We start from the raw sequence: 15,360 nt of genomic DNA, 5'->3' as shown, positions 1-15,360 counted from the left end.
GAAAATGAAGTTTCAAAGAAAACGTGAACATTGCATGAAAGAGTCTAAAATCTAACAGCGATAGCGGTCTAAAAATCTAAAAGTAAAGCGAGTCTAACCCAATGTGTCAATTTGAAAATTCTTCAATTTGAAAATGAAGTTTCAAAGAAAATGCGAACATTGTATGAAAGAGTCTAACAATCTAACAGCGATAGCGGTCTAATATCTAATAGCGATAGCGGTCAAGTCTACATCTTCTCCGTACGACTTATTCTGTGATGATCTAACACCGTATACCCTTCCTCATCAAAATAAAATGATTTTTCAAAGGCAACATTCATCAATAATTCTTCAAAAGTATAAGAATGGAGTTTATATACTTCTTCATTGAACGCTTCGTCGTAATAAGAAACCATGATTAGGAATTCGCCATTTAGCTTTTTTAATTCGCTTGAAGAAAATTTATATAAAGGCGAGTCTTTGTCTATTTCATGTACCAAAGTCCACGTAGTTGGCAAATACGTAATGTGATCTCTTTCTAGGGCTAACTGATAAAAATTACGGCGATATCCTTGTTTTTCATCATCTTCGGTGATTGCTAACGTGACTTTAACGCGCGGATTGATCATGACATCTTTTTTACTATTCATCAAGCGAAACATCAAGGCTTTTCCTTCTTTAAAATCACGATAGATGATATTTTCACTAAATTGGATAGACGCTTTGGGTTTTGAAAAACGTCCGTACAACAATCCTGTTACGAATGAAAAGCTCAACAATCCAGCAACCGCTTGAAAACTAGACACAATTCCCGCCAAAATGCTTGTGGGTGCCATGGCTCCATATCCCAACGTAGTAATGGTTTGTGAAGAAAAGAAAAAGGCATTTACAAAATCCGCAAAAAAGTTTTTGGGTGCTACCGAAATATATTCCACACCAATTGTCACATATACCATAGCAAACGCCATGTTGATGACAAAATACACCAAGAAAACCAACAAGAAAAAACGCGCCCAACTAATATCTACCAAATACGCATATAGCGCAGAGATTCCCGTCTTACCATTTAAGTGTTTTATATTGAACGAACCGTCTTTGTTAACAATTCGTCTTGCAGATGTGATTGATTGTTCTCCTAATCCAGGATCTTTTACTTTTTTTGCCATTCAAATTTTTTACGAATTCAATGCTTCCGTAAATGTACGTAACTTTTCTTTGAGTGCTGTAGATGCTTCTACCAAAGGCAAACGTACCGTTGCTGTAGAAAGTTTCAAGATTTCAAAAACCGATTTGATTCCCGCAGGATTTCCTTCTTCAAAAATGAAATCAATGGCGGGCATCAGTTTGTAATGCAACGCATTGGCTTCTTGTCCGTTTCCTGCCAATCCTAAGCGCACCATTTCCGAAAATTCTTTAGGATATCCTTGACCAATCACAGAAATAACGCCTGCACCACCAGCTTGTACCATGGGCAAGGTAATCATATCATCTCCCGAAATGACCAAGAAATTTTCGGGTGTATCTTTTATCAATCGCATCGCTTGTACAATATCACCAGCGGCTTCTTTCACAGCAATGATATTTTTAAAATCAGTTGCCAACTTTACAATCGTTTCTGGCAAAATATTGCTTGCCGTTCTTCCTGGCACATTATACACTATGATTGGTTTTGTAGTGGCTTCTGCTACTGCTTTAAAATGCTGGTAAATGCCTTCTTGTGTAGGTTTATTATAATAGGGTGATACCGAAAGAATCGCATCAATATCACTTACATCTCTCGTTTTTAATTCATGTACAACCGCTGCCGTATTGTTTCCGCCAATACCTAAAACGATCGGCAAACGTTTGTTGTTAGCTTTTACCACCGTATCAATCACCACTTGTTTTTCGTCGTTTGTCAACACCGCATTTTCCGCAGTGGTCCCCATAACCACTAAATATTCTATGCCGCCTTCAATGACATGTTCTACAATGTTTGTCAATGCAACTGTATCTACCGAAGTGTCTTCTTTAAAAGGAGTTACCAACGCAACGCCAGTTCCGATGAATTTCTTCATTATTATAATTTATTAAGTATCTGTAAATATCTATGTAATTCTTTTGCAAATGTGGCAATGTCTTCTTCTTTTGTTTGAATGATGACGTCATGTATTTTTTGATCGCAGCCTGTAATACCAACTTTAAACGTTGCCGCTTGCAAGCCAGATGCTAATTGTAATGCTACTATATTATCACTGTAATAACTGATGAGTAAGTCGAAAGGTTTGCTTAAAAATTGCGCTAATTCTTCCGTTTTTGCTTTTCCTTTCCAACCAAAATCTTTGTCATAAAAAACAGGATGGTTTACTTCGCGGTTTTTTTGTGCGTTTTTATGATAATACAACACGTCTACCGCAACATTGAATTGCAAACTTTGCACAATGTACGTAACATTATCTGTTATATCAGCATTTATAATCAATCCTATGGTTTGAATCGGTGTAGCCTCCACTTCTTTTGTTGTGGTTTTGTGTAGCTTTTGCGTAAGTGCTTTCTTCGCAGACTTCTGCTGTAATCCTTTTAAAAACATGAAATGAAATTGATATTGGACAAAAATACTCTTTTTCCATAAAAAAGAGACGCATGTATGAATATGCATCTCTTTCGTTTTAAAAATTTATGAATCTAGTTCTTCCTCGTGAACGTTAGATATTCACGAAGTTACAAGGAGTTTTTGAGAAGAAAAAAATAAGTTTGTAAGCGTCGTTTTTTAACAATGAGCGTTGATTTTTGGCAAGTAATCACAAAAAAAGTGTGTGTTTTTACAATTATTTAGTGTGTTTGGCAATGACAGTATCTTGTATTTTTTATAATTTGCCGCATATTTTACTGTTTATGAGAAAAATTATTGTGCTGCTTGCCATTTTGATAGCAGTTTCTTGTTCCCAAGAAAAACAACGTGTTTCCAAAATTGAAGGAAAACGTATCAATATCAACGATTCGTTAACTGCGAATCAGGAAATTGAAGATTTTATAAAGCCTTTTCGTGAGCGTATCGAAGAAGATATGAACAAAGTACTGAGTTATGCACCCAAAGATATGCATAAGAATGACGGTGCGTTAGAAACAACCATTGGAAATGTCATGGCAGATTTGGTAAAATCACAAAGTGAGCCTGTGTACAAGAAACGAACTGGAAGAAGCATTGATGTTTGCTTGTTGAATCACGGTGGAATTCGCGCGCCAATTCCTCAAGGACCGATAAAAACACGAACCGCTTTTAATGTAATGCCTTTTGAAAATTCAATTGTTGTGGCAGAATTGACTTCGGAGAATGTGCACAATATGGTAGCGTATTTAGCAGAAGCAAAACGCGCGCATCCCATTTCTGGCTTGACCATCAAACTCGATAAAGACGCCAAGGTTACAGAAGCATTGATTGACGGAAAACCGATTGAAGATGGCAAAACATACACGGTGGTAACTTCTGATTATTTGCAAAATGGTGGTGATCGGATGAATTTCTTGAAAAACCCCGAATCGTTAGAGGTGTTAGATTATAAAATTAGAAACGCCATGATTGATTATTTTAAAAGTGTTGACACCATTCCTGCGCGCTTGGATGGCAGATTTGTACAACAATAACCTTAATTAGAATGAAGAGAAGAGATTTTATACAAAATTCGTTGGCTTCTAGTGCTTTTGTGACATTAGGAGGTTTGTCTTTACAAAGTTTTACAGCGAGTTCCGCAAAGAAACATATTACCATTTTACATACGAACGACGTACACAGTCATATTGATCCGTTTGGCGCGAATCATCCACGAAATCCAAATCAAGGTGGTGCCGCACGTAGAGCGAGTTTGATTGCTAATATCCGAAAGGAAAACCCAAATACATTATTGCTAGATGCAGGTGATATTTTTCAAGGAACGCCGTATTTTAATTATTATGGCGGCGAATTGGAATTTAAGCTGATGAGCATGATGAAGTACGATTTGGCAACGATTGGAAATCACGATTATGACAATGGTATTGACGGATTGTACGCGCAATTACCGAATGCGAACTTTGATTTTGTTTCTGCCAATTATGACTTTAAAAACACTGTTTTAGATACGCATGTAAAACCCTATAAAATTTTTAAGAAAGATGGCATTAAGATTGGAATTTTTGGGCTTGGTGTAAAGTTAGAAGGTTTGGTAGACAAGCGCATGTATAAAGAAACTGTGTACAATGATCCTATTGAGAAGGCGCAAGATATGAGTCGCATCTTAAAAGAAGAAGAAAAATGTGATTTGGTCATTTGTTTATCACACATTGGCTATCATTACAAACGAAACCCAGAACGTCCGTCTGATTTGAAATTGGCGCGGGCTACCAAAGATATCGACTTGATTATTGGAGGACATACACATACATTTTTACCAAAACCTACGATAGAAAAAAACAGCAAAGGAGAATCTGTATTAGTCAATCAAGTTGGTGCTTATGGCATTTATGTGGGACGCGTAGATTTTTATTTTGACGACGAGAAAAATGTAATTGCCAATGGGAAGTCGATTGTGGTGTAGTTTTTTGGGAATTGGGTTTTAGGTGTTAGGTCGCTTCGCTTTTGGGTTCTGGTCGCTTTGCACCTGTTGTGTGTTGTCTGTTTTCTGTTGAATTACTTTTTACATTTAAAATTTAGCATTCAACATTTATAATTTGATTTTCGTTATTCGTTAATTCGTCTTTTTGTTTGAAACTTAAACTACTAAACCTATAAACTTTTAAACTGCGCTTTGAAACTTCTCAATACTCAATACTCCCAACTACCTTCACACTTCCTCAACAGTTTCAGAAGCATCTTTAATAATGATATATTGCCACATTTTGTAGTGTGAATACACAAAAAGCAGATTGGCAAACATGGAATACATTGGTTTTCTTTCCACAAATAAAAACGCTCCAAATAAAACACCCATGAATGCCGTTGATAAGCCTGCCAACAGTAATGTTTTGGTGACTTTTGTTCTTTTGCTAATGAATGCCATGGTAGACATGAAGGCAAAATATGCAATTGCAAAGGTGTAAAATATGACCTCGCCAAAAATTTCATCCTTAATTCTATCTACAAAAAAGACAAATGGCAACATGTATAATGTCAAAAAAGGAACGGTACTAATGAGCAATTTTCTCGTAGAAATATAATGCGACTGTTTTAAAACAAGCACACCATAGATGGATAATGCAACACCACTACTTATAATTCCAATACCAAGATTTTTTTCTATAAAGAAATAATAGTCTGCTACCATAAACGCTGTTAGCGCCAATAAATACATGATGTTTTTCACCTCAACATATAAAAAATAACAAATGGTAATTGCTGGAATCGTCAGTACAATGGCATACTTTCGTGAGATGTAATCTGGGAAGAAAAACCACAGAAGATCTACACTAGCAATGCAAATGAGTAATATGACTAAAAGCTTGGCTATCTTTTTCATGAGCTTCGCAAAGTAACTTATTTCTGAATAGAAATCCTACACTTATTTTGAGTGTACTTTAGGTTGATTTTGAGACATTGCATTTATTTGCTGTAAAATTACATAGCGATACATTGTATAATGCATGATGAGAAATGTGATAACGATTCCAACACGTAACACGTCAAGTTGCTCTATAAAAAGATGATATCCATGAATAATAGTAGAAATTAAGAAGATAATGCCTGAGCTAAATAACCACAAGTTCGTTCTGTTTTGTTGATGAATGTAAATTAACACAGAAATGAAAACAAATAATCCGACGAAGAATACATAAAACAATATATAGTTGAAGATTTCAAAATTTACTGCTTCATAGTACAAAAATAGTGGCACTAGATATACTATTAGAAAAGGAATTGTTGCCTTAAAAATAGTCTGTGTAGGAATCACTATTGCGGTTTTGAGTGCTAAAACCACATAGATACAAACTCCAATTCCGTAAAATATCAAAGCAATTTTAAAATGCATAGAAAGTTTAAAAAAGAGAATTCCTAAAAAAGTACTGAATAAGGCTATTGTATATAGCCAGTTCATCTTTTTTAAAGAAACAAAATACAAGAGCATTAATATAGGAAAAGGCAAAAATGTTACATACTTCCTATAAATGATTTCAGGATACACAATTCCGAATACATCTAACACTAAAAGAGTAAAGTACAAATATGTAAGGATTTTTTGCTTAGACATTTACGAATGATTTTACTGTTATGCTCATGTTTAATTAATTTTAATACTTCTATATGCTTACTAATTAATGCTATTTTTATACTACTAAACTACTTCTGTAAGCACATTGGTATCTTCTTCCAACATAAATTTTATGGAAAAGAATAACATCAAATTACTACAAAAAATAGCCATCACCGTAAATATGCGTTCGTATACATACAATTCATTGATGATGACAATAATATTCATAATTCCCAAATTTACGGCGGTAATCAGCATCCATAAATTCGATTGATTCTTAGTACGCAAATAATAATAAATCGCAGCCATAATATAAACCAACATACACACTGCCATTACTGTAAAATAGACAAATCCATTATGTATTTCTTCATATACCAAACAAAAAACACGATCATAGATATAGAGTACCGGAATAAAAATGAACAGCAGACTTACATATGTTTTTCCATGTGCTTTCTTTCTTTCATTCTTCAAATACATGAGTCGCAAATACAAAAGGTAAAAAATGGAAATACAAATAGAAATCATAGGAATAGCTTCTTTAAAATCTAAAATCAAAAAAATACCTCCGCACAATCCAAAAAAAAGTGCTGATAAAAAAGTAATACTTATCCGTTTTTTTCTTTCCATTACATACGCAATCGCAATGGCAATAAAGGTAAATGGATATACATACAACAAATCTTGTTTCTCAAAAAATAGCGCTACCAATAACGAAATGAATGCTATTGTGAAAAATGCTATATAAATTGGTTGTGTATATTTCATTCGTCCGACAGATTCAATACATTGGCATCATCATTTTTGTCATGCAACATAAATTTCAATACAAAAACTTGAATACACACACTGCAAAATGTTACAATTACAGTGAAAATAGTTTCATACATGTACAATTCATTCAAACCGATTAAAATGTTCATAAAACCAAGATTCACAGCGGCTATCAGCATCCATAAATTGGTCGGTTTTTTATCTTTTAAATAGTAATATACTGCTGTAATAATGTAACTCAACATAAAAAACATCAAACAACTAAAGTAGATAACCACATCTTTTAACTCTGAAGAGACAGTTTTTATCAAAATATAATAAATGTATAGTATAGGAATTGAAAACAATATTACATACATATATGTGCGCACTTCGGGCTTTGTCATTTCATTACGTACATACATCAATCGCAAGTAGATAATATAAAACAACGAAAATAATATAGAAACTGCTTTCAAATGATCACGCATGCCTAAAATGAGCAAAATTCCACCTACCAAACCAATAAGCTGCGATAAAATATACAGCACGCTTGTAGGATCTTTTTTTTCTACAAAATAGATGACTAAAATTGTAAACACTGTAAACGGCTGCGCATATATCAAATAAAATTTTTCAAAAAACATAGCCACCACCATTGTAATCACCGAAGCAATCAAAAAAGCAATATGTGTGGGTTTTGTAAAATTCATTTAAATCATATTCAAAAACTCATCTTCTGTCAAAATAGTAATGTTTAACTTTTCTGCTTTTGCACGTTTGCTCGGTCCCATTTTGTCGCCTGCAACTACATACGAAGTTTTAGAAGAAATGGACGATGATACTTTTCCTCCATTATTTTCTATGAGTTTTTTCAATTCATTTCGCGATACTTTTTCAAACACACCCGAAACAACAAATGACTTCCCTAACAAGGTTTCTGTCAATCCTTCCAACTGTGCTGCTGAAAATTCTAATTGCACGCCAACTTCTTGTAAACGTGTAATAATTTGCAAATTAGCTTCTTCTTGAAAGAATTGCGCCACACTTTCGGCGATCTTCACGCCTATTTCGTCGACTGACACTAAATCCTCCGACGAAGCGTTCATCAGCGCATCAATAGATTTGTAGTGTTTTGCCAATTTTTTAGCCACAGTTTCTCCTACATATCTAATTCCCAACGCATACAACACACGCTCAAAAGGAATTTGTTTCGACGCTTCAATACCATTCACTAAATTCTCTGCACTTTTTTCTGCCATGCGCTCTAGCGGAATGATCTGTTCTTTGGTCAATTCGTATAAATCGGCATAATTGGTAATCAATCCTTCTTTGACTAACAATGCCACCGTTTCGCCTCCTAAACCGTCAATATCCATCGCTTTGCGCGAAATAAAATGCTGAATTCGTCCCACAATTTGAGGCGTACAGCCCATTGTGTTTGGACAATAATGTTGTGCTTCACCTTCTTTTCGTTCTAAAGGTGTATCGCATTCGGGACAGTGTGTCGCGTATACGGTTTTGGTAGAATCTACCGGACGCGCATCAAAATGAACACCTACGATTTTCGGAATAATTTCGCCGCCTTTTTCTACAAAAACAGTATCGCGTTCGCGAATATCCAATTTTGCAATTTGATCGGCATTATGCAATGAAGCACGTTTTACGGTAGTTCCTGCTAACAATACAGGTTCTAAATTCGCAACAGGCGTAATAGCACCTGTACGTCCAACTTGATACGTAATTTCATTCAAAACCGTCACCGCTTGCTCAGCTTTAAACTTATACGCCATTGCCCAACGTGGTGCTTTGGACGTATAGCCCAATTCATCTTGATATTGCAGATTGTTGACTTTAATCACGACGCCATCAATTTCGTATGCCAACTCGTGCCGATGCACTTCCCAATGATTTACAAAATCCAGGATTTCATCCACATTTTTAGCAACTTTTGCCACGGTTGGTACTTTAAATCCCCATTGGCGGGCTTTCTTTAAACTTTCAAACTGTGTAGCTATTGGTAGTTTTTCGCCTTTTAAGCTGTATAACAAGCATTCTAACGGACGTTTCGCGACTTCGCTACTGTCTTGCAATTTTAAACTTCCAGAAGCGGTATTTCGTGGGTTCATGTACGGTTCTTCACCATTGGCAACACGTTCTTCGTTCATTTTATTAAATCCGTCAAGCGGAAGAATAATCTCGCCGCGAATGTCAAACTTTGCAGGAAAATCACCTTTTAAGCGTAACGGAACCGTTTTAATCGTTTTGATATTATTGGTCACCTCATCTCCTTGAAAACCATCGCCACGTGTGACCGCTTTGATCAACTTTCCATCTTCGTACGTGAGGTTCATAGAAGCGCCATCATACTTGAGCTCGCAGGTATATTCCACCGTTTCCACACCGAGAATCTTATGAATGCGCTTTTCCCAATCCAACAAATCTTCTTTCGAATACGAATTGTCCAACGAATACATACGATATTCATGTGCAACCGTATTAAAATTCTTGGTAATCGCGCCACCAACACGCAACGTTGGCGAATTTGGATCATAAAACTCGGGATGTTTTGCTTCCAATTCCTGCAATTCTTTGAGTTTCATATCAAACTCATAGTCAGAAATCGTAGCGTTATCTAGGATGTAATAATTGTAATTATGTTCGCGTAATTCATCGCGCAAAGCGGTTAACTTTTCTTGAATAGTACTCATGCAATATACTTGTTATAGAAGTCTTATAACAAATATAGCAAACTATACTATGGCAACCATACTTTCCGTTAGATTATGATGCAACAACGGGCTTTTTACGTTTCATAAACCCATAAAATAGAATATATCCATAACAAACCAATACTAGAATAAATGCGGTTTTAAACCCGTAGGTATCTGTACACAATCCAAACAATGGTGGAATGATGGCGCCACCAACAATCATGGTACACAAAATACCTGAAGCTTGTGGTTTCAATTCGTCCAATCCGCTCAACGCCAAACTGAAGATTGTTGGAAACATGATGGAGTTAAACAATCCAACTGCGAGAATGCTCCACATAGATACAAAACCTACCGTGTTCATGGAAATGAGAATCATTAATAATGCACCGATGGCAAAGCTAATCAATACTTTTGCTGGATCTAATATTTTGGTTAAATACGCGCCAATAAAACGTCCGATCATCGCGCCAGACCAGTAAAATGTGACAAATGCACCAACAATCGCTTTTGAATCTAATTCCGCCAAATCCGAACCAACAATCCATTCTGAAATGCTTTTCATTGTCGGACTGTTCATGATGGCTTCTGCCAGATTCATATCTCTAAAATAATTCGTCAAATAACTTCCGATGGCAACTTCTGCGCCAACGTATACAAAAATTCCGATTGCGCCCATCACTAACGAAGGCTTTTTCAATAAACTGAGATATCCACCTTTTGGCGCTTTTTGCAATAACTTTGGCAGTTTTACATAGATAAAAATTCCAGCTAAAATCAACGTAAACACACCTATTGCCACAAATGGCAATTGCACATTTGAGGCTTCCGCAGCAAAATAGACTTCTTTGTCTGCTTCTGACAATAGCGAAATTTCATCACTCGTTTTAATTTTATCACTTAAAATAAACATCGCGCCAATTGCAGGTGCAATCGCAGTTCCGAGCGAATTAAAAGCTTGCGACAAGTTCAATCGGCTTGAAGCTGTTTCTTCTGAACCAAGCGCAGTAACATACGGATTCGCGGCTACTTGCAAAATGGTCATTCCGCTTGCCAGTACAAATACAGCTAACAGAAAAAGGACAAACAATCGTGATGAAGCTGCTGGATAAAACAATAAACAGCCAGTTCCCATGATCATCAAACCGAGAATGATTCCTTTTTTATAACCAATTTTAGACAAAATAAATCCTGCGGGAATGGAGAGTAATAAATACGCGCCAAAAAATGCAAATTGTATCAATCCTGACTGAAAATAGGTCAATTCGAATACTTCTTTCAATCTTGGAATTAGTGGATCGACTAACACCGTAATAAATCCCCAAAGAAAAAATAAGGATGTTAAAAATATAAAAGCACTTTTGTATGATTTGTTGGTGTTCATGTTGGTGGTTATTTGTTCGTTTTTTGTTTACACTGAGCCTGTCAAAGTGTTGTTTGTATTTTAAAAGTTCTCAATACTAAATACTCAATACTCAATACTCAATACTAAAATCTAACTACTGCTTATTATAAAAATCCGATTTATGATTCACATTTTCTCCATTTTGATACGTCGTATAGTTGAACCACTCGTGAATGCAATACGCGCCCGTTTCTCCTTTTTTATTGACAGCGATGTAGCCCACTTGAAAATCCTTATAATTTGGACTTTTCTTAATGACGCGTTTTACGGCTTCTTCACAGGCTTCTTGTGGCGATTTCCCTTGTCGCATCAACTCTACAATTAAAAAGCTTCCGACAGTTTTTAAAACCTCCTCGCCCATTCCTGTGGCGGTGGCGCCGCCTACTTCATTGTCAATGAACAATCCGGAACCAATAATTGCCGAATCTCCTACTCTACCTTGCATTTTATAAGACAATCCGCTTGTGGTACACGCGCCAGAAATATTTCCTTTTTTATCAATCGCTAACATTCCAATGGTATCATGATTTTCTACGTTGATAATTGGTTTGTATTTAGCCTCAACTTTCCATTTTTCCCACGCTTTTTTGGAAGCTTCTGTTAAAAGGTTTTCTGGTGTAAAACCACTTTCTATCGCAAATTTCTTCGCGCCATTTCCTGCCAATAGCACATGTGGCGTGTCTTCCATCACTTTTCTAGCGACCGAAATTGGATGTTTGATATTTTCGATACAGACAACCGCACCATAATCGCCATCTTTGTTCATAATACACGCGTCAAGCGTTACATTTCCATCTCTATCTGGCAAACCGCCTTTTCCAACCGATTGATTGTTTACGTCAGCTTCTTCTACCATTACGCCTTTTTCTACAGCGTCCAATGCTGAATTTCCAGCTTCTATAACTTCCCATGCTTTTTTCGTGGCATTCGGCACATTCCATGTAGCAATCACCATCGGTATGCTAGGTTTTACGTCAGATGTAAACTTGGTAGCCGCAGCCTTTTCTTTGGATTTTTCATCATCTGCGCAAGCGGTCAATGCAGCACCTACCGTAAGTCCTAAGCCTGTTAATGCAGCATTTTGAATAAACTTTCTTCGTTTCATGTTGTTAGTTTTAAACGCTGCCTTTCACATGTTTCAAATTAAATGAATAAAATGAAAAACTGGCAATCGTATTTTGACTTCTTTTGATACTATTTAATTTTGTCACTTCGAGCGCAGTCGAGAAGCCTTGATGAATGTATTTCATTTATATCTCGGCACTCTACACGTTATTTTATTTCTATTTCGTCCACAAACAACCAACTGCGTCCATCGTGTTTGTGCCCCAAATGCCATGCTGGTAAAACACCTAATTTTTTTGCTACAATTTTTACATAACGTGCGCTGTAGCCTCTCATATCAAACCTTACATTTTTAATATGTGCACCTTCTTTGGGTTTGGTAACGTCAAAGGTTTGTTTTGGTAATGATTTGTAAAAACGGTTTGGATTGTCGCTCACGTAACATTCAACTTCGGTTGGAAGAAATATCCAGCTTTTCTGATCTTCCAAGAAATTTACTTGAATCGTATTGATTGGTTTTACTTTTCCTAAATCGACCGTAGCAATCACATCTTTATCAAAATAGCCTTGCCACGTTCCAGTTCGGAAATCTTCTGTTCCTAAAATGCCGTCAATCAGCGCGTTTTGTCCACCCGCATTGTATTGATTTGCGTATTCTGTTTCGAGTTTTATTTTTAAATTCGGATCAATTTTAAAGAATGTTGTCGCAATTGTGGGACTCTTTTCATCGTCACGTTGCGCATATACTTCCAAGAAACTCATTTCAGAGATTGCAAACGGTTTCGTGTATTCCTTAAAATCTGGCATCGCAGCTTGCACTGGATTCATCAATTTGTAAAAAATAGTAGCATCTTTATCAACTGTTTGTAAAGTTACTTCCGTATTTCCTTTAAACGCAATAGCACCTTTGGCTATAAATGGTGACGGCACTATTTTGTGTTGTGTAATTTCCGTGATCGGAATGTGTTCGTCTTGCGTTCCCCAATTGGTTGGCTCGTTGGTCATTTCAAAAACTAAATTTCCTCCATTTAGAATCGCTTCATGCTCAATAAATGATTTTGAATACACTTCTCCATTCAATGTGGCTGCTTTGATATATATGTTCTCTTTCGAGAGATTTTTCGCAGTTATGGTAAACGTTGTGCCATTTTCAAGATTGATGGTGGCTTTGTCAAACAACGGCGTTCCAATGATGTATTCGTTGCTTCCTGGCGTTACGGAATAGAATCCTAAACTGCTCAATACATACCACGCGCTCATTTGTCCACAATCTTCATTGCCCGAAACGCCGTCAGGTTCGTTTTTGTAAAGTGTGGTTAAGATTTGATGCACATATTGCTGTGTTTTTGCAGGTTTGTTGATGAAATTATACAAATATGCCATGTGGTGACTCGGTTCGTTTCCGTGTGCATATTGTCCAATCAATCCTGTAATATCTGCCTGATTGCGTCCTGAAGTTGCTTGTTTTGCCGTGAATAATTTGTCTAATTGTGCTTCTAATTTGTCTTTTCCGCCCAACAATTCTATAAAACCAGAAACATCTTGCGGTACATAAAAGCTGTATTGCCACGAATTGGCTTCCGTGTAGTTAAAATTGACTTCGTACGGATCAAACGGTGCAAACCATGTGTTTCGGAAACGTCCGCGCATAAACTGTGTTGCTGGATCGTATACATTTTTGTAGAATTGTGCACGTTTAATGAAGGTTTCGTAATCGTTTGTCTTTCCCATGGCTTTTGCCATTTCCGCAATGGTCCAATCGTCATACGCATATTCTAAGGTTTTAGAAACCGACTCCGATTCCTTTTCTACAGGAATGTAGCCTAATTTCTTATAAGAGTCCAAGCCTAATTTATCACGCGTCGCACTATGTTTCATGGCTTCAAAAGCTTTGTCTACATCATAGTCGCGAATGCCTTTCATGTACGCATCTGCAATGACAGGAACGGCGTGATACCCAATCATACAACCTGTGTAATTCGCGGATACATCCCAAATGGGCATGATGCCACCCGATTCGTATTTTTTAATAAACGTTTTAATAAAATCGTTCGTGCGCTCTTGTTCAATAATCGTATACAACGGATGTGCCGCACGATACGTATCCCACAACGAGAAAACCGTATAATGTGTGTGATCGTTAGACTGATGAATTTTCATGTCCATATCGCGGTAACGACCATCTACATCTTGGTATAGATTTGGCGCAAGCATCGTGTGATACAACGCAGTGTAAAAGTTTGTTTTGTAATCATTATTGTCACTTTCAATCACAATTTTTTCTAATTGTTGTTCCCAAGTGTCTTGTGCTAGTTGCTTCACTTCGTCAAACGACTTCGCTCCTATTTCAGTTTCTAAGTTTTTTCGTGCGCCTTCCACATCAACCGCAGAGATTCCAATTTTAATGATAATTGGTTCATTGTTTGGGTTTTTAAATGTCAGTGCTGATCGTCTTGCGCCTGGCATTCCTTGTGTTGGTGGCGATTGCAAGATATCATCAAACGGATGTGACGTTTTTAGTACGTAGAATACACGTTGATCGCTAGCCCAAGCTTCTGAAAAACGATAGCCAACAATTTCGGTATCGGAAACCTTCTCGATTTTAGCATCCAATACTTTATCTCGATGTACCAAATCTAACATCACAACTTGATTTTCCGCAGATGGAAATGTGTATTTGTGCATGCCACTTCGTTCCGAAACCGTCAATTCTACTTGAATATTTGTACTGTCTAAAAATACTTTGTAATAACCTGCTTCTGCTATTTCCTTATCATGTGAAAAATGTGCACGATAGCCTTTTTTTCCATTTGAACCGTTATTAAAATTCACTTCATTCGTTGGCATTAGCAAAATATCGCCATAGTCTGAAACACCAGTTCCGCTCAAATGCGTATGCGAAAATCCATATATATATTCGTCCGAATAGTGGTAGCCTGAGCAGCCATCCCAACCGTCCAAACGTGTGTCAGGACTGAGTTGCATCATTCCAAACGGCATCGTGGCGCCTGGATACGTATGTCCGTGTCCGCCTGTACCAATAAACGGATTTACATAGTTGATGAGTGATTGATCTTTTTGAGCAATGTGTGTTTTTTGATCATTCGCACAGCTAAAAAACAGTGAAATGACCACAAAAATGGCGATGTATGAGAGTTTCATTAAATAGATTGCTAAATTTATGGCATCTAATATACTAAAATGAAAAGTACTTTTATTTTCAGGTTGTTAATTTTGT

The 15,360-nt window shown here is 36.7% G+C and carries 13 protein-coding genes; 2 read left to right on the top strand and 11 right to left on the bottom strand.

Features of this window, described 5'->3' with window-relative positions:
- Positions 1–227: 227 nt before the first annotated feature.
- Genes KORDIASMS9_RS15620 through KORDIASMS9_RS15610 form a run of 3 tightly spaced genes read right to left on the bottom strand, consistent with a single transcriptional unit; the run spans position 228 to position 2,548 of the window.
- On the bottom strand, positions 228–1,145 hold the full coding sequence (locus KORDIASMS9_RS15620; RefSeq protein WP_114903735.1) for an ion channel: 918 nt from the start codon (positions 1,143–1,145) through the stop codon (positions 228–230).
- Between the two features lie 9 nt (positions 1,146–1,154).
- Positions 1,155–2,036: a 4-hydroxy-tetrahydrodipicolinate synthase gene (gene dapA / locus KORDIASMS9_RS15615; protein WP_114903734.1), complete on the bottom strand. Its 882-nt coding sequence runs from the start codon at positions 2,034–2,036 to the stop codon at positions 1,155–1,157.
- Positions 2,037–2,038: 2 nt separating this feature from the next.
- Positions 2,039–2,548, bottom strand: coding sequence for a hypothetical protein (locus KORDIASMS9_RS15610; protein WP_114903733.1), 510 nt, complete (start codon positions 2,546–2,548; stop codon positions 2,039–2,041).
- A 305-nt stretch (positions 2,549–2,853) separates the two neighbouring features.
- On the opposite strand from KORDIASMS9_RS15610, the gene KORDIASMS9_RS15605 reads away from it, so the two are divergent.
- Both KORDIASMS9_RS15605 and KORDIASMS9_RS15600 read left to right on the top strand, forming a co-directional pair.
- Positions 2,854–3,603 carry a 5'-nucleotidase C-terminal domain-containing protein gene (locus tag KORDIASMS9_RS15605; protein WP_114903732.1) on the top strand — a complete coding sequence of 250 codons (750 nt, stop codon included), beginning with the start codon at positions 2,854–2,856 and terminating at the stop codon, positions 3,601–3,603.
- A gap of 11 nt (positions 3,604–3,614) precedes the next feature.
- Complete coding sequence (locus KORDIASMS9_RS15600; RefSeq protein WP_114903731.1) at positions 3,615–4,532, top strand: bifunctional UDP-sugar hydrolase/5'-nucleotidase; 918 nt, start codon at positions 3,615–3,617, stop codon at positions 4,530–4,532.
- A 246-nt stretch (positions 4,533–4,778) separates the two neighbouring features.
- Here KORDIASMS9_RS15600 and KORDIASMS9_RS15595 read toward each other — a convergent pair whose 3' ends face one another.
- The 8 genes from KORDIASMS9_RS15595 to KORDIASMS9_RS15560 all read right to left on the bottom strand — a co-directional run bounded on the left by KORDIASMS9_RS15595 (position 4,779) and on the right by KORDIASMS9_RS15560 (position 15,284).
- Entirely contained in the window at positions 4,779–5,450 is a 672-nt protein-coding gene (locus tag KORDIASMS9_RS15595) for a hypothetical protein (protein ID WP_114903730.1), read from the bottom strand.
- Between the two features lie 42 nt (positions 5,451–5,492).
- Positions 5,493–6,179, bottom strand: a complete 687-nt coding sequence (locus KORDIASMS9_RS15590; RefSeq protein WP_162819994.1) for a hypothetical protein — start codon at positions 6,177–6,179, stop codon at positions 5,493–5,495.
- Between the two features lie 84 nt (positions 6,180–6,263).
- Positions 6,264–6,953, bottom strand: coding sequence for a hypothetical protein (locus KORDIASMS9_RS15585; RefSeq protein ID WP_114903728.1), 690 nt, complete (start codon positions 6,951–6,953; stop codon positions 6,264–6,266).
- On the bottom strand, positions 6,950–7,651 hold the full coding sequence (locus tag KORDIASMS9_RS15580; RefSeq protein WP_114903727.1) for a hypothetical protein: 702 nt from the start codon (positions 7,649–7,651) through the stop codon (positions 6,950–6,952). Before KORDIASMS9_RS15580 ends, KORDIASMS9_RS15585 begins: the two co-directional genes overlap by 4 nt.
- Complete coding sequence (gene ligA / locus KORDIASMS9_RS15575) at positions 7,652–9,649, bottom strand: NAD-dependent DNA ligase LigA (protein WP_114903726.1); 1,998 nt, start codon at positions 9,647–9,649, stop codon at positions 7,652–7,654.
- A 73-nt stretch (positions 9,650–9,722) separates the two neighbouring features.
- A complete protein-coding gene (locus tag KORDIASMS9_RS15570) occupies positions 9,723–11,036 on the bottom strand; it encodes a sugar MFS transporter (RefSeq protein WP_114903725.1) in 1,314 nt (437 codons plus the stop codon).
- Between the two features lie 115 nt (positions 11,037–11,151).
- On the bottom strand, positions 11,152–12,162 hold the full coding sequence (locus tag KORDIASMS9_RS15565; protein ID WP_114903724.1) for a N(4)-(beta-N-acetylglucosaminyl)-L-asparaginase: 1,011 nt from the start codon (positions 12,160–12,162) through the stop codon (positions 11,152–11,154).
- A gap of 167 nt (positions 12,163–12,329) precedes the next feature.
- Complete coding sequence (locus KORDIASMS9_RS15560; RefSeq protein WP_114903723.1) at positions 12,330–15,284, bottom strand: GH92 family glycosyl hydrolase; 2,955 nt, start codon at positions 15,282–15,284, stop codon at positions 12,330–12,332.
- Between the last annotated feature and the right edge of the window lie 76 nt (positions 15,285–15,360).

Source organism: Kordia sp. SMS9 (genome assembly GCF_003352465.1).
Lineage (GTDB): Bacteria > Bacteroidota > Bacteroidia > Flavobacteriales > Flavobacteriaceae > Kordia.
Note: the sequence above shows the minus strand (reverse complement) of the source record. Positions and strands in the feature narration are given on the sequence as shown.

Coding starts and splice junctions, on each gene's coding strand:
- KORDIASMS9_RS15565 (WP_114903724.1), bottom strand. CDS start 12,162: ATGAAACGAAGAAAGTTTATTCAAAATGCTGCATTAACAGGCTTAGGA.
- KORDIASMS9_RS15585 (WP_114903728.1), bottom strand. CDS start 6,953: ATGAAATATACACAACCAATTTATATAGCATTTTTCACAATAGCATTC.
- KORDIASMS9_RS15610 (WP_114903733.1), bottom strand. CDS start 2,548: ATGTTTTTAAAAGGATTACAGCAGAAGTCTGCGAAGAAAGCACTTACG.
- KORDIASMS9_RS15620 (WP_114903735.1), bottom strand. CDS start 1,145: ATGGCAAAAAAAGTAAAAGATCCTGGATTAGGAGAACAATCAATCACA.
- KORDIASMS9_RS15605 (WP_114903732.1), top strand. CDS start 2,854: ATGAGAAAAATTATTGTGCTGCTTGCCATTTTGATAGCAGTTTCTTGT.
- KORDIASMS9_RS15600 (WP_114903731.1), top strand. CDS start 3,615: ATGAAGAGAAGAGATTTTATACAAAATTCGTTGGCTTCTAGTGCTTTT.
- KORDIASMS9_RS15590 (WP_162819994.1), bottom strand. CDS start 6,179: ATGTCTAAGCAAAAAATCCTTACATATTTGTACTTTACTCTTTTAGTG.
- KORDIASMS9_RS15580 (WP_114903727.1), bottom strand. CDS start 7,651: ATGAATTTTACAAAACCCACACATATTGCTTTTTTGATTGCTTCGGTG.
- KORDIASMS9_RS15595 (WP_114903730.1), bottom strand. CDS start 5,450: ATGAAAAAGATAGCCAAGCTTTTAGTCATATTACTCATTTGCATTGCT.
- KORDIASMS9_RS15560 (WP_114903723.1), bottom strand. CDS start 15,284: ATGAAACTCTCATACATCGCCATTTTTGTGGTCATTTCACTGTTTTTT.
- ligA (WP_114903726.1), bottom strand. CDS start 9,649: ATGAGTACTATTCAAGAAAAGTTAACCGCTTTGCGCGATGAATTACGC.
- dapA (WP_114903734.1), bottom strand. CDS start 2,036: ATGAAGAAATTCATCGGAACTGGCGTTGCGTTGGTAACTCCTTTTAAA.
- KORDIASMS9_RS15570 (WP_114903725.1), bottom strand. CDS start 11,036: ATGAACACCAACAAATCATACAAAAGTGCTTTTATATTTTTAACATCC.